This window comes from Psychrobacter sp. NG27 (assembly GCF_016106655.1).
Taxonomy (GTDB): domain Bacteria; phylum Pseudomonadota; class Gammaproteobacteria; order Pseudomonadales; family Moraxellaceae; genus Psychrobacter.
Genome location: NZ_JADGIN010000002.1, coordinates 280,939 through 305,528, shown reverse-complemented (window position 1 = coordinate 305,528; position 24,590 = coordinate 280,939). Strand labels below are relative to the sequence as shown.

At 43.8% G+C, this 24,590-nt stretch carries 21 protein-coding genes and 4 tRNA genes; 13 read left to right on the top strand and 12 right to left on the bottom strand.

Annotated elements, in window-relative coordinates; translation table 11 throughout:
* Positions 1 to 23 precede the first annotated feature (23 nt).
* The 8 genes from IP485_RS04745 (at position 24) to IP485_RS04710 (ending at position 5,738) form a co-directional block, all read left to right on the top strand.
* Complete coding sequence (locus IP485_RS04745; RefSeq protein WP_198326244.1) at positions 24 to 503, top strand: hypothetical protein; 480 nt, start codon at positions 24 to 26, stop codon at positions 501 to 503.
* A 214-nt stretch (positions 504 to 717) separates the two neighbouring features.
* A tRNA-Gln gene (locus IP485_RS04740) sits at positions 718 to 793 on the top strand.
* A gap of 244 nt (positions 794 to 1,037) precedes the next feature.
* Positions 1,038 to 1,113 (top strand) — tRNA-Gln (locus IP485_RS04735).
* Positions 1,114 to 1,223: 110 nt separating this feature from the next.
* Complete coding sequence (locus IP485_RS04730; RefSeq protein ID WP_194363496.1) at positions 1,224 to 2,171, top strand: ribose-phosphate pyrophosphokinase; 948 nt, start codon at positions 1,224 to 1,226, stop codon at positions 2,169 to 2,171.
* A gap of 449 nt (positions 2,172 to 2,620) precedes the next feature.
* Complete coding sequence (locus IP485_RS04725; RefSeq protein WP_198326243.1) at positions 2,621 to 3,301, top strand: 50S ribosomal protein L25/general stress protein Ctc; 681 nt, start codon at positions 2,621 to 2,623, stop codon at positions 3,299 to 3,301.
* Positions 3,302 to 3,471: 170 nt separating this feature from the next.
* Positions 3,472 to 4,053 (top strand): aminoacyl-tRNA hydrolase, encoded by a 582-nt coding sequence (gene pth / locus IP485_RS04720; RefSeq protein ID WP_194363494.1) that lies wholly within the window; start codon positions 3,472 to 3,474, stop codon positions 4,051 to 4,053.
* 100 nt (positions 4,054 to 4,153) lie between these two features.
* Positions 4,154 to 4,534 (top strand): aspartate 1-decarboxylase, encoded by a 381-nt coding sequence (gene panD, locus IP485_RS04715; RefSeq protein WP_010196068.1) that lies wholly within the window; start codon positions 4,154 to 4,156, stop codon positions 4,532 to 4,534.
* Positions 4,535 to 4,757: 223 nt separating this feature from the next.
* The gene (locus IP485_RS04710) at positions 4,758 to 5,738 is read left to right on the top strand and encodes a calcium/sodium antiporter (protein ID WP_198326242.1); all 981 of its coding nucleotides are present in this window, start codon (positions 4,758 to 4,760) and stop codon (positions 5,736 to 5,738) included.
* Positions 5,739 to 5,807: 69 nt separating this feature from the next.
* Here the strand turns inward: IP485_RS04710 and IP485_RS04705 are convergent, their stop codons facing one another.
* The 3 genes from IP485_RS04705 to IP485_RS04695 form a co-directional block, all read right to left on the bottom strand.
* Entirely contained in the window at positions 5,808 to 6,461 is a 654-nt protein-coding gene (locus tag IP485_RS04705; protein ID WP_198326241.1) for an RDD family protein, read from the bottom strand.
* A gap of 360 nt (positions 6,462 to 6,821) precedes the next feature.
* A tRNA-Arg gene (locus IP485_RS04700) sits at positions 6,822 to 6,898 on the bottom strand.
* A 186-nt stretch (positions 6,899 to 7,084) separates the two neighbouring features.
* Positions 7,085 to 7,174, bottom strand: a tRNA-Ser gene (locus IP485_RS04695).
* A gap of 365 nt (positions 7,175 to 7,539) precedes the next feature.
* Here IP485_RS04695 and IP485_RS04690 point away from each other — a divergent pair.
* Positions 7,540 to 8,334: a hydroxymethylpyrimidine/phosphomethylpyrimidine kinase gene (locus tag IP485_RS04690; RefSeq protein WP_198326240.1), complete on the top strand. Its 795-nt coding sequence runs from the start codon at positions 7,540 to 7,542 to the stop codon at positions 8,332 to 8,334.
* Between the two features lie 87 nt (positions 8,335 to 8,421).
* On the opposite strand, the gene IP485_RS04685 is transcribed toward IP485_RS04690, so the two are convergent.
* The 5 genes from IP485_RS04685 to ppx form a co-directional block, all read right to left on the bottom strand.
* A complete protein-coding gene (locus IP485_RS04685; protein WP_227686416.1) occupies positions 8,422 to 8,982 on the bottom strand; it encodes a YggT family protein in 561 nt (186 codons plus the stop codon).
* 157 nt (positions 8,983 to 9,139) lie between these two features.
* The gene (proC, locus tag IP485_RS04680) at positions 9,140 to 9,973 is read right to left on the bottom strand and encodes a pyrroline-5-carboxylate reductase (protein WP_198326238.1); all 834 of its coding nucleotides are present in this window, start codon (positions 9,971 to 9,973) and stop codon (positions 9,140 to 9,142) included.
* A gap of 148 nt (positions 9,974 to 10,121) precedes the next feature.
* Positions 10,122 to 11,726: a tRNA lysidine(34) synthetase TilS gene (gene tilS / locus IP485_RS04675; RefSeq protein WP_198326237.1), complete on the bottom strand. Its 1,605-nt coding sequence runs from the start codon at positions 11,724 to 11,726 to the stop codon at positions 10,122 to 10,124.
* A 167-nt stretch (positions 11,727 to 11,893) separates the two neighbouring features.
* Positions 11,894 to 12,697, bottom strand: a complete 804-nt coding sequence (locus IP485_RS04670) for an acetyl-CoA carboxylase carboxyltransferase subunit alpha (RefSeq protein ID WP_198326236.1) — start codon at positions 12,695 to 12,697, stop codon at positions 11,894 to 11,896.
* 177 nt (positions 12,698 to 12,874) lie between these two features.
* Positions 12,875 to 14,500 (bottom strand): exopolyphosphatase, encoded by a 1,626-nt coding sequence (ppx, locus tag IP485_RS04665; RefSeq protein WP_198326235.1) that lies wholly within the window; start codon positions 14,498 to 14,500, stop codon positions 12,875 to 12,877.
* Between the two features lie 460 nt (positions 14,501 to 14,960).
* On the opposite strand from ppx, the gene IP485_RS04660 reads away from it, so the two are divergent.
* Positions 14,961 to 15,296 (top strand): DUF962 domain-containing protein, encoded by a 336-nt coding sequence (locus IP485_RS04660; protein WP_227686438.1) that lies wholly within the window; start codon positions 14,961 to 14,963, stop codon positions 15,294 to 15,296.
* Positions 15,297 to 15,405: 109 nt separating this feature from the next.
* Here the strand turns inward: IP485_RS04660 and IP485_RS04655 are convergent, their stop codons facing one another.
* Positions 15,406 to 17,154: an AMP-binding protein gene (locus IP485_RS04655; RefSeq protein WP_198326233.1), complete on the bottom strand. Its 1,749-nt coding sequence runs from the start codon at positions 17,152 to 17,154 to the stop codon at positions 15,406 to 15,408.
* Positions 17,155 to 17,446: 292 nt separating this feature from the next.
* Between IP485_RS04655 and IP485_RS04650 the strand changes: the two genes are divergently transcribed.
* Complete coding sequence (locus IP485_RS04650; RefSeq protein WP_198326232.1) at positions 17,447 to 17,845, top strand: lysozyme inhibitor LprI family protein; 399 nt, start codon at positions 17,447 to 17,449, stop codon at positions 17,843 to 17,845.
* A 119-nt stretch (positions 17,846 to 17,964) separates the two neighbouring features.
* Here IP485_RS04650 and hemL read toward each other — a convergent pair whose 3' ends face one another.
* Together hemL and IP485_RS04640 are read right to left on the bottom strand one after the other, a co-directional pair.
* Positions 17,965 to 19,266: a glutamate-1-semialdehyde 2,1-aminomutase gene (hemL, locus tag IP485_RS04645; protein WP_198326231.1), complete on the bottom strand. Its 1,302-nt coding sequence runs from the start codon at positions 19,264 to 19,266 to the stop codon at positions 17,965 to 17,967.
* 107 nt (positions 19,267 to 19,373) lie between these two features.
* Entirely contained in the window at positions 19,374 to 19,727 is a 354-nt protein-coding gene (locus IP485_RS04640; RefSeq protein ID WP_227669460.1) for a zinc ribbon domain-containing protein YjdM, read from the bottom strand.
* A gap of 302 nt (positions 19,728 to 20,029) precedes the next feature.
* Here IP485_RS04640 and IP485_RS04635 point away from each other — a divergent pair, with 302 nt between their 5' ends.
* Both IP485_RS04635 and IP485_RS04630 read left to right on the top strand, forming a co-directional pair.
* Positions 20,030 to 20,782: a YgfZ/GcvT domain-containing protein gene (locus IP485_RS04635; RefSeq protein ID WP_198326230.1), complete on the top strand. Its 753-nt coding sequence runs from the start codon at positions 20,030 to 20,032 to the stop codon at positions 20,780 to 20,782.
* A 75-nt stretch (positions 20,783 to 20,857) separates the two neighbouring features.
* Positions 20,858 to 22,183 (top strand): D-amino acid dehydrogenase, encoded by a 1,326-nt coding sequence (locus tag IP485_RS04630; RefSeq protein ID WP_198326229.1) that lies wholly within the window; start codon positions 20,858 to 20,860, stop codon positions 22,181 to 22,183.
* A gap of 112 nt (positions 22,184 to 22,295) precedes the next feature.
* On the opposite strand, the gene IP485_RS04625 is transcribed toward IP485_RS04630, so the two are convergent.
* Positions 22,296 to 24,470, bottom strand: coding sequence for a molybdopterin oxidoreductase family protein (locus tag IP485_RS04625; RefSeq protein WP_227686415.1), 2,175 nt, complete (start codon positions 24,468 to 24,470; stop codon positions 22,296 to 22,298).
* Between the last annotated feature and the right edge of the window lie 120 nt (positions 24,471 to 24,590).

Sequence of the window (24,590 nt, the reverse complement as noted above, 5' to 3'; positions counted from 1 at the left end):
CCTAAAGCATTTAAGAGCAAAATATGATCACTCTCGGAAATACAGAAACGATTGCTTTTAAAATACACGAAATGGAAAAGCAATTCATAGTGATGGATATTATTGTGAACTCAGTAAACATCAGTTATCAAGATAATAGTTATTATGCGTTTCCACTTGTTAAAAATATTAAGAAAGAAATAGAACTGATTACTAATGGCGAATTTCACCTAAATAAAAGTTTGATCAATACACCACTAAACAAGCTACACAACATTTTTTATGAAACTGAAACTGGAGTTTACGATAGCAGTAGTGAGAGAGATAACTTTTTGTTCTACGACTTATCTACTAACAAATCTCTATTTTACGTTTACCAAGAAGATGAATGTCTGATGTTTTTTGGGAAATTTTTTGATGGTAATAATACTATCACCTCAAAAATAAAGAAAAGTGAGTTCTTAGCTACATTGCTCAAGCTGTTGCATACAGTTGAGCCTTACGCTACTCCTTGGAACATATAAGACTATTTTGGAAATCTCGTGCCAGACACACTAGTCTCAAGCTCACTCATATAGCCCTACAAGAGAATATAAGTAAGGCATCAATTCTTATCACCAACTTTCACCATATACCTATCGAAATCACATCGTCCTTGATGAATTAAGAATAAATAGCAGAAAAAGGCGCAAATGACTTGCAAAATCTGAAAATTTATCTATAATAGGTCGCCTCAATAGGGGTATAGCCAAGTTGGTAAGGCATCAGGTTTTGATCCTGACATCCGTTGGTTCGAGTCCAGCTACCCCTGCCATTTTTAAGCTAAAAGCGTTTGATGTGCATATAACATAAGCAGTATTATACATACCCGCTTATCGTATTGACATTGACAACGTTATCCCAGTTTCGGTATAGTTCGCAATGAGCACCGCTAGGGAAACGTTATATTGTAAATGGTTTATCCATTTATAAAATAGCGAACAGGTTGTGACGTTATACTAACAATGACTTTTATCAAAAGTTTCCGTTAATATAGACGTACACTATCTAGACATTACAGGGGTATAGCCAAGTTGGTAAGGCATCAGGTTTTGATCCTGACATCCGTTGGTTCGAGTCCAGCTACCCCTGCCATTTTTTACTGTAATAGTAGTCATCAATCTTTTTCACCACTCTTTTCTGAATTTGAGCAGTTTGACACTGCTTAGCGGTCGCTGCTTGAGTCAATCAATAGGACTTCTGTCATGCCTTATTTGGCGATTTTTACGGGCAATGCCCACCCAGAATTAGCAAAAACCGTAGCCGATCATCTCCATATACCTCTTGGTAAAGCTGACATCACGCGTTTTTCTGATGGCGAAATTGCCGTGGAAATCAAAGAGCACGTGCGTGGTAAAGATGTATTTATCATGCAGCCTACTTGTGCACCGACCAATGACAACTTGATGGAAATCATGATGATGGCAGACGCTTTGCGTCGCTCTAGTGCTGGTCGTATCACAGCTGTCATGCCTTATTTCGGTTATGCGCGTCAAGATCGTCGTCCTCGTTCAGCTCGTGTGCCTATCTCGGCCAAAGTTGTCGCTGATATGCTAAACATCGTAAGTATCGATCGTGTCATGACCGTTGATTTGCACTCAGATCAGATTCAGGGTTTCTTTGATATCCCTGTAGACAACATCTACGGCACGCCTGTGCTATTAAATGACCTACAAAAACAAGATTATGACAACATCATGGTTGTCTCACCTGATGTAGGCGGCGTGGTTCGTGCACGTGCAATGGCCAAGCAATTGGGCGATACCGACATGGCGATTATTGATAAACGCCGTGCACGCGCCAATGAATCACAAGTGATGCACATCATCGGTGATGTTCGTGACCGTGATTGCGTCATCGTTGATGATATGGTTGATACCGCAGGTACGCTATGTAAAGCTGCTGAAGCATTAAAAGCAAATGGTGCACGCCGCGTGTTAGCTTACATTACTCACCCTGTCCTATCTGGTAATGCACTCAAAAACATCAATGAATCTGCATTAGATGAATTGGTTGTGACCGATACCATCCCACTATCTGCTGAAGCCAAAGCCTGTAGTAAGATTCGTCAGGTCAGTATCGCGCCAATGCTTGCTGAAAGCTTACGCCGTATCAATAACGAAGAATCTATCAGCGCCATGTTCGACGCTTAGATTTTATCGAGTATTTGTCACACTTGCTTTTGGCAATGCTCGTTATAAAATACTGCTTAAGTTTAAGAAAAAGCGTCAAGTATCCTTACTTGGCGCTTTTTTTGCGTCATGGTTTTTCTTGATAGTGTTGCACAGTCATTTTGCGTAGGTCTTTATTATTGCTACAGAATCACGTATAATGCGCGCCTGTGCCAACCGTTTGTTTGATTCAATCAGGTTGGCATCATTCGAAGTGCTGATCATGCCCAAAATAATGCATACAGTGATTATAATTATCATAAAAGCATTATTGTAAGCAAACGGCTAAAGTCGTGCCTTGTATCTGTTATGAACTATAACGAATGTGAGCAATGACATTTTTTAGCCATCATCACGTCTTAGTGGATTGGTCGCAAATCCACTTTTTTATGACCAGACACTTCTCCATTCTTTTTATTAGGATTACATCCATGAGCATTAACCATTTTGAGCTAAACGCAGTTGATCGTTCTGCTGAACAACAAGGTAAAGGTGCGAGCCGCCGCCTACGTAAGCAGAAACTAGTTCCTGCTATCATCTATGGTGGTAATGAAGAGCCAACGTCTATCTCTATCAAGATTAACGAATTGGTAAAATCGCTTGAATTTGAAGCGTTCTTCTCACACATTTTGACCATCAATGTTGACGGCGTAGAGCATCAAGCTGTTATCAAAGATTTGCAACGCCATCCTGCTAAAGGTTTCCCAATGCATGCTGATTTCCAGCGCGTTGTGAAGGGTCAGAAAATCACTATGAACGTTCCTGTTCATTTTGCTGGTAAAGAAGAAGCGCCAGGCACTGCAAAAGCTGGTGTTTTGTCAACGCTAGTATCTGACATCGAAATCTCTTGCATTCCATCACTACTACCTGAGTATCTAGAAATAGACGTATCTGGTATGGAAATCGGTGATTTGCTTCGTTTATCAGACATCAAACTTCCTGAAGGCGTTGTTATCAACGAACTTGAGTTAGAAGATGGCCATGACCGTACTATCGCTAACATGATGCCACCAACAGTTGAAGAAGTTGATGCAGATGCTGAAGTTGATGCAGCTGATGTACCAGCAACTGAGCAAAATGCTGACGCTGAAGAGAAAAAAGACGACGAGTAATATAATATATCTGTATGGCTAATGCCGTACAGTCATATATTCGTTTAGTCAACAAGACAGCAGGTGATGAATATCTCCTGCTGTTTTTGTAAGTAAAGTTTGAAAACAAACGATTTATCGATGTTTTTAGACCCTACCCGTCATTTATCAAATTCAAGCAAGGTATTTTTATGGCCATAAAGCTTATTGTCGGTCTTGGTAACCCTGGTCAGCAGTATATGTTTACGCGTCATAATGCAGGATTTTGGTTCGTCCATCATTTGGCTCAGCAGTTCAACATTACGCTCGCGCCTGACAAAAAATTTCATGGCGTCACTGGACGCGGACAAATTCACGGACACGATGTTCGTCTATTAATGCCTCTGACGTTTATGAATAAATCTGGTGAATCTGTGGTACCAATGGTAAATTTCTATGGTATCCAAAATGATGAGCTATTGATCGCCCATGATGAGCTCGACATTGCAGCGGGCAGTATCAAACTCAAAACTGCTGGTGGTCACGGTGGTCACAACGGCTTACGTGATATCACACCGCACATTGGCAGCGACTTTCATCGCCTGCGTGTGGGCATCGGTCATCCTGGACACAAATCCAAAGTCAGCGGACATGTGCTGTCTAAAGCATCGCCTGATGAGCAAATTGCTATCGATAGTGCACTGACAGCCGCCTTTGAGGCGCTGCCACTATTGTTAGATGGTGATGTCGAAAAAGCCCGCTCACAAATCAATAGCTTTAAATTACCTGAATAATATACTGGCTCTATTATAATAGCCTTTTATTTTGGCAACTTTGTCCCCATTAACCTTTTGATTTCGTTAATTAATATCAGTTACGCCAAGGAACCAACCTATGCTACTTAATATGCTTAAATGCAAATTACATCGTGCTCGCGTTACTCATGCCGAGCTTCATTACGAAGGCTCATGTGGCATCGACGGTGACCTGTTAGATCTTGCAGGTCTACGTGAAAATGAGTCTATCGACATCTACAACGTGACCAATGGCAAACGTTTTCGCACTTATGCTATCCGTGCAGAAGCAGGCTCTGGTATTATCTCACTAAATGGCGCGGCAGCTCATATGGCAGATTTGGGTGACATCGTCATTATCTGTGCCTATGCTCATTTTGACGAAGTAGAAGCCTCAACCTATCAGCCAAAACTGGTCTATTGTAACGAAGACAACACGGTAAAAGACACGGCCAATATCATTCCAGTACAAGTGGCTTAAGAACATTGCTTAAGAAAACCACTTAAAAGCTTGTTACATAAAGTATGAGTAAATACGTCATCATACCATTGCCGTTGTTATCAAAATCCCATTAAAATACTTGTACTTATATCGAAGCTGAATCCAGATTGTGATTCAGCTTTTTTTTATGCCATTTTTATACGATGTAAGATTATTCAAAACCCAATAGCTATTTTTTATCCCTAACGAAGGAGTTATCTACATGTGGTTGGCAGTCATTGCAATTTTGATTGGTCTAGCAATTTTGGTGTGGAGCGCTGATGTCTTTATCGATGGTGCAACAGCATTGGCAAAAAAGTTCCGAGTACCCAGCTTTTTAATTGGTGTGCTTATTTTAGGTATTGGTACCTCAGCACCAGAGATGGTGGTGTCGGTATTAGCCGCGTTAGATGGCAGTCCTGAGCTGGCACTAGGCAACGCGTATGGCTCAAACATTATTAATATCGCCTTGGTACTGGGCGCAACAGTTCTTATCAGTCCTATCATCATCCGTAAGGGCATCGTAAAGCGCGATCTGCCACTGCTGCTGCTAGTTACCGCCACAGCTGCTTGGCAACTGCGTGACGGCTTACTCAGCCAAGCTGACGGTATTGTACTACTGCTGCTATTGGTTGCCGTATTGGGAATACAGATCGTCATGAGTATCCGCGAAGGCTATCATGAGCATGAAGATGATGTGGTTATAGAAAATGCAGATCCAGATGATGTAGAGCTGAGCATAGCGCGTGGTCTTGGAAGCTTATTGCTCGGTATGTTAATGCTGGTACTCAGTTCGCGTGCTATCGTTTGGGGCGCCGTTGAGTTAGCAACGCTCTGGGGGCTCAGCGAGCTTATCATTGGTCTCACGATTGTCGCGGTTGGTACATCACTGCCTGAGCTGGTATCGAGCTTGTCAGCTGCACGTAAAGGCGAGCATGATATGGCGCTAGGCAATATTATCGGATCTAATATTTTTAATACCTTAGCAGTGGTCGGACTAGCGACCGTCATTGCCCCTATCACTGTTAGTCCTGTTATTTTGTCACGTGATGTCTTGGCAATGGGATTGATAACGGTGTTACTCGTGGCCCTCTGTGTTTTTGCGTTTATGACCAAGCGTCAATTTGCTCGTACTTCAGGCACCACGCTGATACTTTTTTTTGTGGGCTACACCGGATGGCTGATTCAGACTGCTAATATGTAACGAACAAAGGGTATCAAAAGACAATATGTCCAAAGACTATGGCGATGGCAATGGCAATGGCAATGCGATTTACTTTCCTTGCTTGCGGTTCCTAATCACCCGCCATAGTCCTTCATTCTCTGTTTTTGGCATTTTTAATGTGATGGTATTCGATAACATATCCTGTACTGCGAGGCCACGAGGGTTAAAGAGGCAAAACGCATAATTAAAAACGAAGCCCAAAAAAGCACTGGTTAATAAAACAGCACGCGAGCCATCAACGACACTACCAATGACACCAAATACAACTGGCATGATGCTGGCAGCCAAAATCCGTTTGAATGACTGTCCCCACGTCAGCAAATGACCATCATTATTGACCGTCTTTAATCTCCAAGTCTGCATACCCAATGTCTGCCCGCCACGGCGCCAAAATATCCCGTAGAATCCCACCAACGTCAGTATAAAAGACGGCGTCATAATAACGTTTTGATACCAGGTTGGCAGCGACTGGGCTTGAGAAGAGTCTGTACCAGTATTCATGGTCAGCAATGTGCCAATCACAGTCAGAATAGTCCCTACCAAAAATAACAACGCTAAAATCAACATACCATCATAAAGAATCGCTGCCATACGGGTACCAGCTTTGGCAATCGTCGGCTCTTCAACGTCAGAGGAATGATTCGCTGAGACTGTTTTCTTAGTAGCAGATTTGGATGGGCGTTTAGGTAAACTTTTTGACATGGTACAAGCTCATAGCCAGCAATGAATAGTGGCTCTATTGTACCGTAAATGATAGCTTTATCGTACATTATCCTAAACGATGGCTCAATCGTATCAGCGCCAATCTTGACGGCCATTCACAAATGAGAATCACAACTCTTGACGGCCATTCACAAATGAGAATCACAACAGACAGTCATAAAATAAAAGTAGACAAGACTATCAGGTAAAGAGAGACTGCACAGAGCAAGGTAAGACAGACGAAAGTCTTTAGTAGAGTCCAAGCTCATAAATTGCAGACATAAAAAAACCGCCAATTGTCATAAGACAGGCGATTGATTTAATGTTTTCTTTAGACTGGCTAAAGAGTGATGATGCAAATGGTGCGCTTGGAGAGATTCGAACTCCCGACCCCTTAGTTCGTAGCCAAGTGCTCTATCCAACTGAGCTACAAGCGCGTACTTTGCACATCATTTACTGAATTGTTAAAAACAATTACAGCAAATTAGGTTGGTCATTATATAGATAATTTCGCTTGTGTCAATATCTTTTTTTATTAAAATCAAAATATTTTTTGCTTTAATAAAACAGAGGATAATTAACGCTTTTATATCGCGTCACTACTCTACTAAAAACCGAATAAATGGAGGTGAAGGAGGGATTCGAACCCTCGATACGCGCAAACGTATGGTTCCTTAGCAGGGAACTGGTTTCAGCCACTCACCCACTTCACCAAACGACGTAAGACTTTTTAAGTTCTAAAAAATAGTATTATTGCTGATAATACGTCTTATCCCGTGGGCGAGTATTATAGCAAAGCCGAAACGAATTGCAAGCATTGTCTACAGATTTAATGCGATTTTTATCATATTTATTTTTTTATAGAGTCGTATGCCCTTTTGAACGACCAAAATATCAATAAAAGCCAATAAAAATAGCGTTTAAGCCTGTTTAGACATCCTGAGTAAATATCCATTCATGAATAAGCTATCTACAGACGATATCGCACCTACTATGGCTTTTTCAGCAACGGGTGTCTATAGTATTTGTCACCGAGTTAACATACTTAAAAATCAAAGTGTTTAAAAAAGGAATGATTATGCGACCTGTCGTACTGTGCTTTTCAGGATTAGACCCTTCAGGCGGTGCTGGACTACAAGCAGACATCGAAGCCATCGGACAATCAGGTGCTCATGCTGCCATTGCTTGTACGGCAGTCACCATACAGAGCTCACAGCAAGTATTTGGTTTTGAGGCGTGTGCGGCAAGCCTCGTGAAAGATCAAGCCACCGCAGTGCTAGATGACTTACCTATTAATGCCATCAAATCAGGCATGCTGGGCACCACTGATAATATTGCGATGCTGACACGCTTATTTGCTGAGCAGATCATTGCAAAAGGGACGCCTTTTGTCTTAGACCCTGTATTGGTAGCTAATAGTGGTGGCAGCTTGGGTGATGAAAAAACGCTCGTCAGTGCATTTAGGCAACTACTACCCTACGCCACCCTGATTACGCCAAATACCCATGAGCTTCGAGCGTTAAGCGGTGAGCAAGACCTGCATATTGCTGCAAAAAAACTGTGCTCACAAGGTGTTAATGCTGTACTAGTAAAAACCTCGCATGACTTTGATAACGGCGATATCGAGCAGTACCTATATATACAAGGCGAGATGGTGCACCAAAGCACTCTACCGCGCCTAGATGGCGAGTTCCATGGTTCAGGGTGCTCGCTTGCCAGCTTTATCGCTGGTCGCTTGGCAATGGGCGATACGCTCATCAATGCGGTAAAAGCTGCCGATAGCTGGATTCTTCAAACCTTGCGCGCGGCTGATGCACCGCATCCTGACAATGCTAAAGCGCAATTGATACCAAATCGATTTATAAATGTTTAACGTAAGATATAAATGATAGATATAAAAAAGGCGCTCCATATTTATATAGAGCGCCTTTTTTATGACAGTTTTTAAATTTAATTAGGTTTAACCTAACATTGGCAGCACACTCGCGGCCAAACCACCGATGAATATCTCAAGCAAATAAAAGGCTAAGAAAGCGACCATAGGTGATAAGTCGAGCATACCTAGATTTGGCGTGATACGACGAAATGGCGCGAGAATTGGCTCTGCTAAATTAATAATAATACCGATGATAGGATGCTCAGATCTGGTAAACACCACAATCCAGCTAACGATGATAGAACCAATCACCAAGTAGCGACACATACGCAAAAAATCTAACAGTAAACTGGTCGTACCTGTAAAGAACAGTGGTACAGGGGCAATGCCTTTATGCGTCAATGCTGCTTTTCCAGAGATATCAATCAGACGAATCAGAAACATCAGGATAATAGCCGCAATACTGATACGACCTTGTGCTACGGTCGGAAAGATACGTCCAAACACATCGACGATATGAGTCGCTTTATAAGCAGGTGCAATCATGGGATTGCTCGCGTCCATCCCTGCAAACTGCAACATAAAACGAATAAACACCAGCATCATAGCGAATGTGGTGACCAAATCAAAAATTTGAAATAACATGTTGTTCATGAAGTGCTACTCAATGTGACGTTATTAACAGGTTATAGGATGACGAATGTCACTATCAGTTGCTGATGACCAGATGCTGATGACTATACGATAGGTGACGTTATAACACAGCTCACGGATTTTGTAACATGAGCTGTCTTATAGTGAACTATTTGCTCATCTCTTCACTCAATGCTTGGCTGCGATCATAGCAAGCTTGCATGGCTTCACCGATCTGGCGGCCGATCTCATTGGCTTGCATCGACTCAACTGCCGCTTGTGTTGTACCATTTGGTGAGGTGACTTTTCGGCGCAGCTCAGCGGGTGCATCATCACTATTCATTGCCATCTTTGCAGCACCAATCATGGTTTGCAGTGCAAGTGCTGAGGCCTGCTCTTTGTCCAGCCCTAAAGCCACTGCACTATCGACCATCGATTCAATAAAGTAAAACATATACGCGGGCGCTGACCCTGATACAGCAGTGACTGCATGCATATGCGCTTCGTCATCGACCCACATGACCAAACCTGACGCTTCCATCACCGCAGTTGCTAATGCTTTCTGCTCTGCTGAGATGTTATCTGTACCGTAGAGACCCGTCGCACCCATCTGAATCATAGAAGGCGTGTTTGGCATTGCACGGACGATATTGCCATAACCGCCCATCATGTTTGATAAAAGATCCGTCGACAAGCCTGCCGCCACTGAAATCACTAGCTGGTTGTCTAACGCGTCGGCAAAGCTGCTTACCACTACTTTCATCATTTGTGGTTTTACTGCCAACACCACGATGTCTGCACCGATCACAGCAGATTTTGGATCAGCCATTGGGTCAACGGTATTTAGGCCTTTAGCGGCCAATTGCTCACGTACATCACTGCTAGGATCAGCGACGGTAATGAGACTCGGTTTGATGCCGCAGCCAACAAGACCACTGATGAGCGCTTGCGCCATGTTTCCGCCACCAATAAAACTGATTTTCTTATTATCTAATACCGACATACTTGTCTCCTAGTCACAAAATTCAAAGGTATTCAACTTAACGTATTGATATATAAAACGACACTCAGTTTATCATACTGCTACTATCCTCGTTTGATAAATTCGAGATGCCAATCCAAGAGACCGCTTATAGTATCGAACCAAAAATTCAATGAGGATAAACAACGCTATTAATCTGTTTGGCAAGCTGATCCGTATCAATCGTTATACTTACCTGCTCAGCATTTACATTTTCAGTGTTTAAATGACTGATACCTAATACCCAACGACTAAATGGCGATAGTAACAAGATAGGTATGTCACTCATTACATTCTCTTCAGCATCATCGCTATCTAAAAAAGCGATACTAACCACGACTAAGCTCTCTCGTAGCCATAGTGGGATCCCAAGCGTTTGATACAGCTTCTTGCCTGCTTGCGGACGCGAAGCCATCGCCGTTTTTAGACGCTGCTTACGATCTAACGGCGCTACTTTTAACACGAACCGAGATGGTATGTCACTTGTATCGTCTTTTAGCGGCTCTATAAATGGTATCAGTGCATCTGGCATAACTTGCAGCTGCCAAATATAACTATCACTGCTACGCACAGTGAGTGATGCCAGATTATGATCAGTTGAATGGTTAGATAAAGTTATTCTAGCTAGTGTTAGCTTATGCTCGATCAGTGGTATCTCTAGCCAAGATAGCCACTCACTACTCAAACGGTACAACTGCTGACGATAGCGGCGAATGATATAGGACGCCTTACGGCCTTGCCAAAATAGTTCTGTTTGATGATTTTGGTCATCACGTTGGCTTAGCGTTAGCACATCATCGACAAGCTGCTTAGCAGGTGGTAACGGCTCATCTTGACCCAGCCAATGGTGCAATAATTGCCGTTGGCGGTAAATAGGTAGTTCTTGTAGTGCATCGATATTCAATACACGCTGTGCGGATGAAAATTGCAGGTCTGCATTAGCTGTCTGCTGCATATCCTGCATAGCTTGAGCGCTGACTGTTTCCTGTGCATCATTCAACAGCTGCGCACTGCGAGCGATATTATCAATCACATTGGGGTTATACATAGCCAGTATTGGCATGATATCGCGACGCAGTCCGCTACGTACGTTATCGCCGCTGTTATTAGTAGGATCATCTATATAAGGCAGCTCTAAACGCTTGGCATAGGCGCTGATAGTGGCTCGCCTGACAGTGAGCCAAGGTCGCCACAGGATATTGCGGTGCGCGTCCTGCGTTTGCACTCGCCATGGCTGCATACCAGAGAGACCATTGACTCCAGCGCCTTGGATTAGTCGCATCAACACCGTTTCAGCTTGGTCATCAGCATGATGTGCTAATAGCAATACATCGTCTTGGTTGATATGAGCTCGCATAACATTATAGCGTGCCTGCCGTGCGGCCTGCTCATCATGTCCGTTCACTTGTGCCTGTAAAATACGACAAGGTATCTGCTGAGCTTGCGCCCAATTGGCAACATGCTTGGCCCAGTGCTGACTATCCGATTGTAACCCATGATCGACATGTAATAGCTGCGGCAAACATGGCAATTTACCTTGTCGGTAGAGATGCACACACAGCGCCGCAAGTGCCAACGAATCACGCCCACCACTACAGGCCAACCAAAGACGGCGACCATGCAGCTGATCACTATACTCAGACATGCTGCTCAATAACGCTGTCGCTAGCGTCTCATCAACTGGCAAATCAGCAATTGGTTTAATGGGATGCGAGATGATTGCACTGCTGGTCATATTCAGCCTTATTTTTAGTTACGTTAAGTGCTTTATATACTAACAGCCATAAAAAAACGTGCCATTGAATGACACGTTTTTATTTTAGCATTAAGACTCAGACTCTAATATGAAAAGCCCATTATTAATGAATAGAGACTTAACAATAATAGCGCTACAACAACTAATTAAGCAGGCAACATCACTTCTGAATTGAAAGACTTTAGCTTTTCATAACGTAGCTCACAACGCTCTTGAGGATCTAAATATTTAATCTCATTAAGCTGTTCAGTAATCAATGCTTTTAGCGCATTCATCACCGGCTGTGGCTGAATATGTGCGCCTTCACCTTCTTCGATAACGGCATCAATCAAACCCATTTGATACAGGTTGATGGCGTTTAACTTTAGCGCTTCACTAGCGTCTTGTGCTTTTTCAGCGGTTTTCCATAGGATAGAAGCACAGCCTTCAGGAGAGATCACTGAGTAAATGCTGTTTTGTAGCATATTTACTTTATCACCGACACCAATCGCCAATGCGCCACCTGAGCCGCCTTCACCAATGATAGTCACAATCACAGGAACTTTAAGGCTAGAAAATACAGCGATACTCTCTGCAATCGCTTGCGCCTGTCCGCGCTCTTCTGCACCAATACCAGGATAAGCACCTTGGGTATCGACAAAGGTCATTACAGGAATATTAAAGCGCTCAGCCATTTTGACCAAACGAATCACTTTGCGATAGCCTTCAGGATTGGCCATACCAAAGTTATGAGCAATACGCTCACGGGTGCTACGACCACGATGCTGACCAATTACCATTACAGGCTGACCGTCAAAACGCGCGAGACCACCAAGTATTGCTTTGTCATCGGCAAAAGCACGGTCGCCATGCAACTCGTCAAATTCGGTAAAAAGCTGATTAACATAGTCCATAAATAATGGACGCTTGGCGTGCCTTGCAAGCTGCACACTATCCCAGACAGTGCTCATAGACGCTTCCCTTTAATAATTATACTTAATGTATTTATGTTTAAGAATAATATCGTTATCTGTATTCAGATAATGAAAGTACAGTTGTAAACTCAATAGGAGCTATAGTAGCACATCTTATATAGCATGACATTATCGACAACGCCGCTTTTGTTACGTTAACCTTTAACTCGGTAATTACAATGGTAACTGTTCAATCTCTTGCGTCTCAGCGCTCATTGCTGCTGCCTCTTGCATATCAACGTCTTGAGTCTCAATCCCTTGAGCTTCAACCTCTGGCGTCTCAACCACGCTAAGCTGTATGCCCCACTTAGCGAATTGGTCAATCTCGGTACGCAAATCTGCCAGCAAGAACGCGTAATGCTCACTGCTATCAGCCAAGGTAATCTGCCAGCTGTTTTCAGCCACTACCTTTAACTCTAGCTCTGGTAGCTCATAATCACTGCGGCTATGATGCGCCAGTACGGCGAGGCGCAACAGTAAGCATAGATAAACCAGCTGATCACCACCGATCTGACACGTTTGCTCTAGCATATCGGCTTTGAGCTTGCGGCGATGATTGAGCATCAGCTGCGCCATGCGCTTTTGATCCACTTGCGAAAACCCTGGAATGTCAGAATACTCCAGCAAATACGCGCTGTGCTTGTGATAGCTGCTGTGACTGATTGCCAGCCCTATCTCATGCAAAAAAGCTGCTCGTCTGAGCAAATCACAGTCATCGTTGGTCAGCGCAAGCTTCTCTTTTACTTGTTCAAATAAATGGCGGCTGGTCTTGACCACTTGTTTGGCCTGTTTCTTGTCCCCTGAATAACGTTTGATGAGTGCCAACACACTGCGGTCACGCACATCTTCACTAGCAAAACGACCGAGCATGTCATACATGACGCCTTCACGTAACGCACCATCTGAGTAGATAATGGTCTCAACGCCCAACACTTTCATCACTGCACGTAGAACGGCTACGCCTGCAGGGAACACAGCTTTACGATGCTCTTTGACGCCTTCTAATTCAATATCATCAATATTGCCAATCTTAATCAGCAACTTCTCTAGTTTTTTGACGCCTTTATAAGTAATGCGTTCTTGCTCATCAGCCCAGCCTTTTGACACTAAGACATTACGTACCGCTTTGATCGTGCCACTTGAGCCAACCACACTGCTCCAGCCTGTCTTTTGGTAACGACCATTGATAGCTAAGACTTCTTTGCGGGCGCCTGAAATGGCACTGTTGAAGGCTTCTTTGGTGATTAGCCCATCAGCAAAAAACTTTTGGGTAAAAGACACACAGCCCATCTGTAAGCTCTCTGTCAATAACGGGTCAAACTCTTGACCAATAATGAACTCTGTTGAACCACCACCAATATCCATAACCAAGCGTTTATCACTACTCTCATTGGTATGTGAGACGCCCAAATAAATCAATCGCGCCTCTTCACGACCAGCGATAATCTCAATAGGCTTTGGCAAAATTTTATTGGCACGGGAAATAAAGTCATTGGCATTTTTGGCTTGACGCAACGCATTGGTCGCAACCACACGAATACGCTCTGGAGGCACTGAGTCCAAGCGCGCCACGAACCGACTCAAACAGTCCAGACCACGCTGCTCGGCTGCTGCGTTTAGAATGTTATTCTCATCTAATCCAGCGGCGAGCTGTACCTTTTCAGACATAGAGACTACTTTTCGCACTTCCCCGTGATCAAGACGAGCAATGGCCAAATGGAAACTGTTGGAACCAATATCGATGGCTGCCATCATTTCATCATCGCTGAGAGGCGGATTTGTAAGATAGTCAATAGGCATAGGACAAGTCATCACCGTGTTAGAGAGAGTGGATAGTTTACCAAAATCACGTGCTATATAGTTATAAAATCACATGTACAGAGAAAAGTAGCAACCACAGAAATCAGGGCAATTTTGTCATTAAAGCATTTATACTAAACACTCGCAAGCGATGCAAACCTGTAGCGGGGACATCAAGAAATAACCTATGATCCAAAAGGTGTCGGCTCAGCATCTAGCGCTTGTGTTACTCATATCGGTTTGCTACATTGAAAGCTATCAATATCATGATAAAAAACCGTTATTTACAGATGTTCTACCTGTACAACTGACTTCAAAAGTCACCAGTTAATCGATTAACAATCATCTGTAAGTAATAGTTATCAAACCCACCAGCAAGGAAGCTAGTCACATGAATCAGACCACCACAAAAGATGCCACCCAAAATACTGAGACCCCTATCAGCAGCGCTAAAAAGGACATGGTAAAAACCGAAAAAGTATTGGAACAGCCATTTTATGATTTCTATTTGAATGAGCATCAAAACATGGCTTGCCGACGCCTGCACTTTGCAGGCAGCAGTTTTGGATTATTGGGACTCGCAAAGTCTGTCAAAACCCGTTCTCCCAAACCGTTACTCAAAGGTATTGCCGCAGGATATGCTTGTGCGTGGGTGGGTCATTTTTTCTTTGAAAAAAACAAACCGGCCTCTTTTAAATTTCCATTAAAAAGCTTTGCCAGCGACTTCCGAATGTATGGCGATGTGGTACGCGGCAACTTAAGCTTGAGAGATCGTAAGTTTGATAAAGCACGATAAAAAACATGTGAAATCGCAAGTTTATAAACGATAGCTTTATAACTAATAAAGGCATGTTAGAACCTCACAAGCTTATGAAGGTTTAACATGCCCGAATTAAAAATCCAATCTAGCGTAGCTCTTTACGTAATATTTTACCGACTGCCGTTTTCGGCAACTCATCGATAAACACATAAGACTGCGGACGCTTATAGCCAGTCAAACGCTCAATAGCAAAAGCCACTAGCTCATCAGCCGTTAAACTTGAGTCTTTTTTAACCACAAAGGCTTTAGGTACTTCACCGCTGTGTTTGTCTTTGACACCAATGACGGCCACTTCTAGCACTTTTGGATGCTCAGTTAATGCGGCCTCTACTTCATTAGGATAAACGTTAAATCCTGAGACCAGTATCATGTCTTTTTTACGATCGACGAGTGTCAAAAAACCATCATGATCCATGACGCCAATATCGCCAGATTTAAAATAACCATCCTCAGTAAAGGTATCTGTATTGTCTTTCTGCCAATAACCTTGCATCACTTGTGGTCCTTTGATGCCGACTTCCCCAGGTATTCCGATCGCACATGAAGCACCATTTTCGCCAATGATTTTGATATTCATCATTGCTAACGGCAGACCAACGCTACCATTAAAATTCGTAATCCCTGGTGGATTGAACGAGATTACCGGTGCGGTCTCAGACATCCCGTAACCCTCATGAATCATCATGCCAGTCACTTGTTGCCATTGATCAGAGACCGCTTTGATGATGGCAGTGCCACCACCGATAGACAAGGCCAATCGACTAAAATCAAGGCCGGCAAATTTTGGATGATTGAGCATACCAATAAACAAGGTATTCACAGAAGGAATGACATGCGGACGATGCTGCTCAATAGTATTGACTAGCCCATCGATGTCACGTGGATTGGTAACCAATATATCCTCCCACCCACCATACATACCGAGCAAACCGCAAACGGTAAATGAGAAAATATGATAAAGCGGTAAAGGATTCAGTATCTTGATCTGCTCATTACGACCTGCTTCAACCGCCCTACCAAACATCGCATAACACTGACAGATATTAGCCATGACATTATAGTGTGTCAGCATGGCACCTTTTGGCTTACCAGTCGTGCCGCCCGTATATTGTAATAATGCCAAATCCTCACGCTCGATAGTCACAGGCTGATATTGCTCAGCGTGGTATGTATTTATAATATGCGCAAAGCTTATACTCTGCTCTGAGATATCGTTTGTAGCATTATCGGTTGTGGTTTGATTGGGTTGGCTGGATTGACGAGTAGTATCAGCTGAGGCTTCAAGTTGGGTAAGTAAGGCAATATCGTTATCAGTAGGTTCAGCATTCGGATTGACAGAACAATGTACCACCAGTGATAGCTGCGATTTCACTGCATCGTCTAATTGATCGAAAGCGGCTGTCATTCCATCAAGGACAACCAGCACGCTAACTTGAGCATCCGTCAGTTGGTGTGCCAATTCATAATGGGTGTACATCGGATTGACATTTACCAGTACGGTGCCTGAGCGCAAACAGCCAAGCAGCACGACTGCATACTGCAATATGTTGGGTAGTTGTACCGCGACACGATCGCCCTTGTTGATTCCTTTTGCTTGTAAAAAAGCAGCAAAGCGGCGACTGGCAATATCCAATTGTGCGAAGGTAAGCGTGGCAGGCCCCATACTAAAAGCCACAGAATCACTATGCTGATCTATCTTGGGTTGCAATAAATCTAGCAGGTTGGGCTTGCCCTCTAACACATCTAGATTATTTCTTAGTCCGTGTTTCTCATACGAGGCTTGCCATAACGGTGGCGTATTACTGCTAGGCATATCATTGGTGCTGGTAGTCATGAGTTAGCGTCCTTGCTGAGTATGTTTTTCTCAGCATAGCACACTCTAATAACGATTTTTTAAGCGGCTGAGTCACTTTATGGGCTCTGTTATTAGCAGTATTTTTTGGGCCATATGTATCGACTTTTATGACCAGTATATAGGTCAAAAACTTAGCTGAATCAGCCTAAAAATATAGGTGCAATCACATACACACATTTACCAAATCCCTCATAAATTCGAGACATAGCTGAGATATAACCATGTTATGCTCATTTCCTTTTCATAAAAATAATATAAATAACGAGATTATATGTTTATCATGAGTCATATTAAAAAAGTCAGCTGTCTTGCTTTATTGTCAACAGGACTATTTGTCAGTGCTCAAGCGTCAGCAGCAACCACCTGCGACAACGCCTATACTCAAACAGATATGAATAAGTGCGCTGCAGCTAAGTTGGCCGTAGAAGACCAAAAGCTAAACCAGTCTTACCGTGATTTTCAGCGCTTGCTTAGTAGCTCTGAGAAACAACAATTAAAAACGGTGCAATTGGCATGGATTGATTTTAGAGACAAAGCTTGCCAGTTTTCTGCCAGTCCAGTTCGTGGCGGTAGTATTTATCCAATGGTGCTAAATGACTGTTTGACCACTTATACACAACAACGACGCGTACAGTTAGATGCCGATATTAAAAACATTAAAAGTAAATAGATGACTTTAGAAAATAAGTAGCAATAAAAAATAGATGGCAATAAAAAACCAGTACCTTAAGAGGTACTGGTTTTTTATTGCTTTGATCAATGCTACTTATGACGTTGAGTCAGAATAAATTAAGCACTGGCCATTTCAGTAAATATTTCATCAGCCGCTTTGATAGAAATATCAATATCTTCATCGCTATGCTTGATAGACATAAATCCTGCTTCATAAGCAGAGGGTGCAAGATAAATACCACGATCTAGCATGCCATGAAAGAAAGTATTAAATATAGTCATGTCACACTCTGTCACGTCATCAAAGTTCTGAGGCACAGTGGTCGCATTGTCTCTGACGAAGAACATACCAAACATGCCGCCCAATTTATTGGTACGAAGGTTAATACCATGCTTGTCAGCCGCCGCTTGGAAGCCGTCTACTAAACGATCAACTTTCGCGGCTAACTCATCATAGAAGCCATCTACCGTTAAGTCTTCAAACATCGCAATACCAGCACGCATCGCGAGTGGATTGCCTGATAACGTGCCAGCTTGATAGACACCGCCAAGTGGCGCGATGCAAGACATGACTTCTTTTTTACCGCCGAAAGCACCAACAGGTAAACCTGCACCGATGATTTTGCCAAAGCAAGTTAAATCAGGGTCAATACCAAAGTGTGCTTGCGCGCCGCCAAGACCAACTCGAAAGCCTGTCATGACTTCATCAAAGATTAATACCGCGCCATTGGCCGTACACTCTGCACGCAACGTATCATGGAATTCTTGTGTCGGAATGACCATGTTCATGTTGCCAGCGATTGGCTCTAAGATAACGCAGGCGACTTCTTCGCCCCATTTCTCAAAACAGTCTTTAATCGCTTGCGGATCATTATAAGGAATCGTAATCGTGTGCTTGGCAAAATCTGCAGGTACGCCTTTTGAGGTTGGCTCACCGATATCGAGCATGCCCGAACCTGCTTTTACTAACAGGCTATCTGAATGGCCATGATAGCAGCCTTCAAACTTCACGATTTTGTCACGTTGGGTATAACCACGTGCTAGACGAATCGCACTCATGGTCGCTTCTGTACCGGAGCTGGTCATACGAATCATTTCAACGCTAGGAACGATTTCGCAAATCTTATCTGCAACTGTGGTTTCAAACGGTGTAGGCGTACCAAAGCTTAGACCATCATCAGCAGCTTTTTTAACCGCATCAATGACTTTTGGATGTGCATGACCCAAAATCATTGGACCCCAAGAGCCGACATAATCGATATAAGCATTGTCTTCTGTGTCATAAATTTTGCTGCCGTTGGCGCGGTGCATAAAGATTGGCGTACCGCCAACTCCAGCAAAGGCGCGGACTGGCGAGTTGACGCCGCCTGGAATGTGTTTGCTGGCTTGTGCAAAGAGCTGTTCGTTTTTGGTACTCATAGTTATTCTCTACTTATAGGTTCTATGTTTTATAAATTCTATATTTTTTGACCAAATATCTATTTTATATTTGTTTATTATCGAATTTTTCAAGCACGTTTGGCTTACTAGGCTTTTTTGACCACAGAAGACTTGAGCTTCATCGGGCCATAGCCATCAAGTTTGCAGTCAATATCATGACCGTCAGTAGCATCTGGCAACAGACGAATGCTTTTCGCTTTCGTCCCGACTTTAATCACGATTGAAGAGCCTTTCACTTTTAAGTCTTTGATTACAGTCACGGCATCGCCATCTTGTAGCTCATTACCCACTGCATCACGAATAACTGCATCTTGCTCTTCAGCTTGCGCAGCATCGGTCTCAGCCACCGTCCACTCATGAGCACACATTGGACATACCAGTAACGCACCATCTTCATACGTATATTCAGCATCACATTTTGGGCAATTTGGTAAGCTCATTATTTCCTCGGCAGCCATGACAGATTAGGTTTTTACTAGAGCCAACATTGTACCGCAACTGATCATTTTTAACCAATTTGTACGGTTGAAAACTGGGTGCTGAGCCCAATTTAACGCTTAAGTTACCACTTAGTGATGACGTTTTTTATGACAGGGTTTTTTGTGGTACTCTTCTTAGCCTAATTTAGATTTATGTGCACATATATTGTCAATGATAAAAGCGCCCGTATAATTTTTTATCGCTTCGATTTACCCACCATATTATTAATAATAAATAAGCTCTCACCAGAAGGATAATAACAATGACTCAGTCTCCAGACACATCAGCACTGCCGCAGTTTTCACAATTGACCATTCAAGGCGAGGACGCCGAAAAATTCTTTCAAGGACAATTGACCTGTGATGTTACCAAACTTGGGCTTAGCTATCAGGCAGCCGCCATCGGTAACTTAAAAGGTCGTATTGAATTTGGTATTTGGATTAAGAAGCAAGCAGAGAAGCAATATGATGTAGTCATCAGTAGCGACTGCGCTGAGTCATTGCAAGCACACCTTAAAAAGTATGGAGCGTTTTCAAAGTTTGAAACCAGTGCACCAGTCGCGATTTACCCTTGCGTACTCGACAATGTGCCGACTTTTAGCCATAAAGACGATCATAATACGACTGAGGATACACAAGCTTGGATGCAGTGTAGTATTGCCACTGGTAACTATTGGATCGTAGCCGCCACTCAAGGCGAGTTCCAACCGCAAGAGCTGCGTCTGCATCAGCGCGGCGGTATGGATTACGACAAAGGCTGCTATCTGGGTCAAGAAGTCATCGCTCGTATTTATTTTAAATCAGCACCCAAAGCATTTTTGCATTATGTAAAAGGCACTGGCGAGGTACCAGCTGCGGGTGACAAGATTGATAAAATCCAAGTGGTCAATGCAGTTGCTAATGCTGAAGGTTTTGAAGCATTGGTGATTACTCGTCCAGAGTACCTTGTGGATAGCCTACTGACGCCATTGGACTTGCCAGCTGCCCTGCAAGCTGATGTGGCCCGCGCCAAATAAAACTTGCCTGACACAGGGTGTTAGAAGTTTGACCCATTGCTATCAAGCCATTAGACAATCACAGTAGAGAATCCTATGACACATGTTGCAGTACTTGGAGCAGGCGTGGTCGGAGTGACCACCGCATGGTATCTTCGTCAAGCAGGCTATAATGTGACTGTGATTGAGCGCGAATCAGCAGCAGGCATGCAAACGTCATTTGCAAATGGCGGTCAAATATCTGTCTCACATGCCACACCTTGGGCCAATCCTGCGACCCCGATGAAAGCGCTCAAGTGGTTGTTTAAAGAAGATGCTCCGCTACTCTATCGCTTGCGTGCGGACAAAGCACAGCTCAAATGGGCGATGCAATTTCTGCAAGAGTGCCGCGCCGATAGAGCCGATGCCAATCTCGTACAAATGGTACGCTTGGGTTTGTACTCCAGAGATGCTTTGCAGCAGCTGCGTGCGGATATCGGTATTGACTATGAGCAGCAAACACGCGGTATCATGCATTTTTATACCAATCAGGCAGAGTTTGATGCTGCCATCGAACCAACCGAACGCATGCAGGCGCTTGGTTGTGAGCGGCATGTGATTGATATCAATAATGCTGTCAGCTTAGAGCCAGCGCTCTACCCAGTTGCTCATAAGCTGACTGGGGCTACCTATACCAGTCGTGATGAGTCTGGCAATGCGCACCTGTTTACCCAGCGTTTGGCGCAGCGCTGCATCGATGCTGGTGTACAGTTTTTATATGATACCGAGATTTTAGCACTCAATACCGATACAGACTCTTCGCGCCCGCATGTGCACAGTATCACCATTCGCCCAGCAGGTGAAAATGCCCAGACTTTTACTGCAGGTACTTATGTGTTGGCGCTTGGCAGCTATAGCGTATCATTGTTAAAACCTTTGGGGATACACGCGCCAATATTTCCAGCAAAAGGTTATTCAGCCACTTATACCGTTAATCCACGAGCACCACATTTAGCGCCTTTTGTGAGCTTAATTGATGATGAGTTTAAGCTAGTCACCTCACGATTGGGTGACAAATTGCGAGTCGCTGGCACCGCAGAATTTAATGGCTATAACTTAGACTTGAATACCACTCGCTGCGAAGCCATTACTCGACGCGTACAGCAGTTGTTCCCCAAAGGAATTATTGCAAACTCGGTACAATATTGGACAGGACTACGCCCTATGACCCCATCGAACGTGCCTTTGATTGGCCGTGCGCACTGCGGTCAAGTCAAACACGGCAGCCATCATGCCTCAGCTACTTTTGACAATTTATGGCTCAATACTGGGCATGGTACGCTGGGTTGGACGCATTCTTGTGGTTCTGCAAAAGCCCTTAGTTTATTAATCCAAGGCGAAACCCCTAACGTTGATTTTGACTTTGTCGGTATGAGCACTTAATCAAATAAGCGATAGGTTAAGATTTCGTGCAAAAAAGAAGGCGCTTACCTATAGTAAGCGCCTTCTTTTTATTTTAGGACAATTCTTAAGTGATTGCGCTATCCATCAAGGTTTATGATGCCGTAGCCAATGCATCATCCGTTGCTGATTCAAGCGCTTCTAATTGTACCGGTACACCGTTAACTGCCGCGTTGCCACTTAACTGATCTATCAAGGTATCATCAGTCAAATCGTTAACACTCACCCCTGCGTGTGCTTGGGCAATTTTCTGCTTGACGCCTTTACGGCCATGACCAAAGCCATGCGGAATACTAACTACCCCTGGCATCAGCTCATCCGTCACTTCTGCTGCGATGATCACACTGCTGATCCGTGAGGTGACTTTTACAGATTGACCGTCAACGATACCATGCTGCGCCGCTGTGTCAGGATGCAGCATCAATGTACAACGAGATTTTCCTTTTACCAATCGATGGCTATTGTGCAACCATGAGTTGTTACTACGCACATGACGACGGCCAATGAGTAAAATCTCATCATCATTATACTGCTGTACCATCTCTCTAACCCGTGCCAAATCGGCTTGATAGAAATCGACATGAAGGTGAATCTGCTTGTCTGCATGCTTGATAGCGTCTGGCAACATACTATGTAGAGGCCCCAAATCGATACCATGCGGGTTTTCCATGAGTACATCTAACGTGACCTCTTTATAAGGCCCATACTTTAGACCTTGCTCTAAAACAAATTTCGGCCCAAATGCTTTTATCGCTGCACGCTCTTTTTGCGTTGCTTCTGGTGCATCTTTGTCCAAGCGTGCTGCCAGCTCTAAATAAATCTCCCAATCATGTCTCGTTTCTTCTGATCTCTCAAACAAAGCAGGCGAGTATTTGGCGACATTGTGCACTGCAAAACCATTAAACGTCACATCGTAATGGTCGCGCTCTAATGGCGATACAGGCGGCAAGATAATATTGGCATGACGACTGGTCTCGGTCACAAAGTAATCGAGTGACACCATAAACTCTAGTTTTGACAGCGCTTCGTCTAGCTTTTCACCATTTGGTGTACTCAGCACAGGGTTACCCGCAACGGTGACGAATCCTTTTAATTGCCCCTCGCCCTCGACCAACATCTCATCTGCCATCGCGACCACAGGATACTCGCCATTAAAATCAGGCAAGTTGCTCACGCGGCTGTGGCGTTTGCCCAAATAGCCTGGGCCTGAGCTGTTCACAACGTCCATTGCAGGATTAGGGAACATCAGCCCGCCCACTTCGTCTAAGCGTCCTGTAACGATATTAATGACCATAGACAGGTACTGACTCAGTAGGCCAAACTCCTGCACTGATATGCCCATTCGGCCATAACAGACCGAGCTGTCCGCTTCGCAGAATTCTTTGACGATACGTTTGATTTCAGTGGCGGTAATACCAGTAATAGCAGCGACTGACTCAGCTGTGTACTCTTTAGCAAACAAAGCAAGTCGATCAATCTCAGGTGCCAAATCGGCAACCTTGCCATCTAATTTAGCATAGCCTTGCGCATAGATTTCATTGAGCATGGCAAGTAATAGCAACACATCTGTCGCGGGGCGAATAAAATGGTGCTCACTAGCGATGTCAGCAGTTTCTGTACGTCTTGGGTCAATTACCACCACTTTGCCATCACGGGCTTTGATGTCTTTTAGCTTTTGACGCATATTCGGGGCAGTCATGATACTGCCGTTAGAGGCAAGCGGATTGCCACCAATAATGAGCATGTATTGCGTGTGATTCACATCAGGCACAGGAATCCGTAGCATATGGCCAAATAAGTGCATACTGACGATATGGTGTGGCAATTGATCAATAGAAGTGGCAGAAAATCGGCTGCGCGTTTTTAAGCTAGTAAGCAACTGCTTAATAGTCAACATACCGCCCATATTGTGCACATTAGGGTTACCAAGATAGACTCCCAATGCATTTTGGCCGTATTTTTGCTGGACTAATTGAATACCTGCGGCCACTTTATCCAACGCTTCTGGCCAACTGAGCGTTTTCCAACCATCCGCCGTTCTCTCTACCGGCTGACGCAGACGGTCAGGGTCTTCATGCAAATCCTGCAAAGCCGTTGCTTTTGGGCAAATATAGCCTTGAGAAAAGGGGTCGTTTTTATCCCCTTTAATCGACAAGACTTTTTCGCCGTCGTGCTTTATCTCAACCCCGCACATGGCCTCGCACAATGTACAAGTTCTAAAATGCGTTTGCTCTTCGCCTAACGTTGGTGTAGCCATGGTTGTGGCCATAATAACTCTCCCTGTTGTGTTTGATTAATCCTAGTTTTTACGATAGCCGTCATGAGTGGAAATAATTACCAGACGTCATCACCAAAAATCATGACTAAGTCTAATGATTAAGTTTAATGA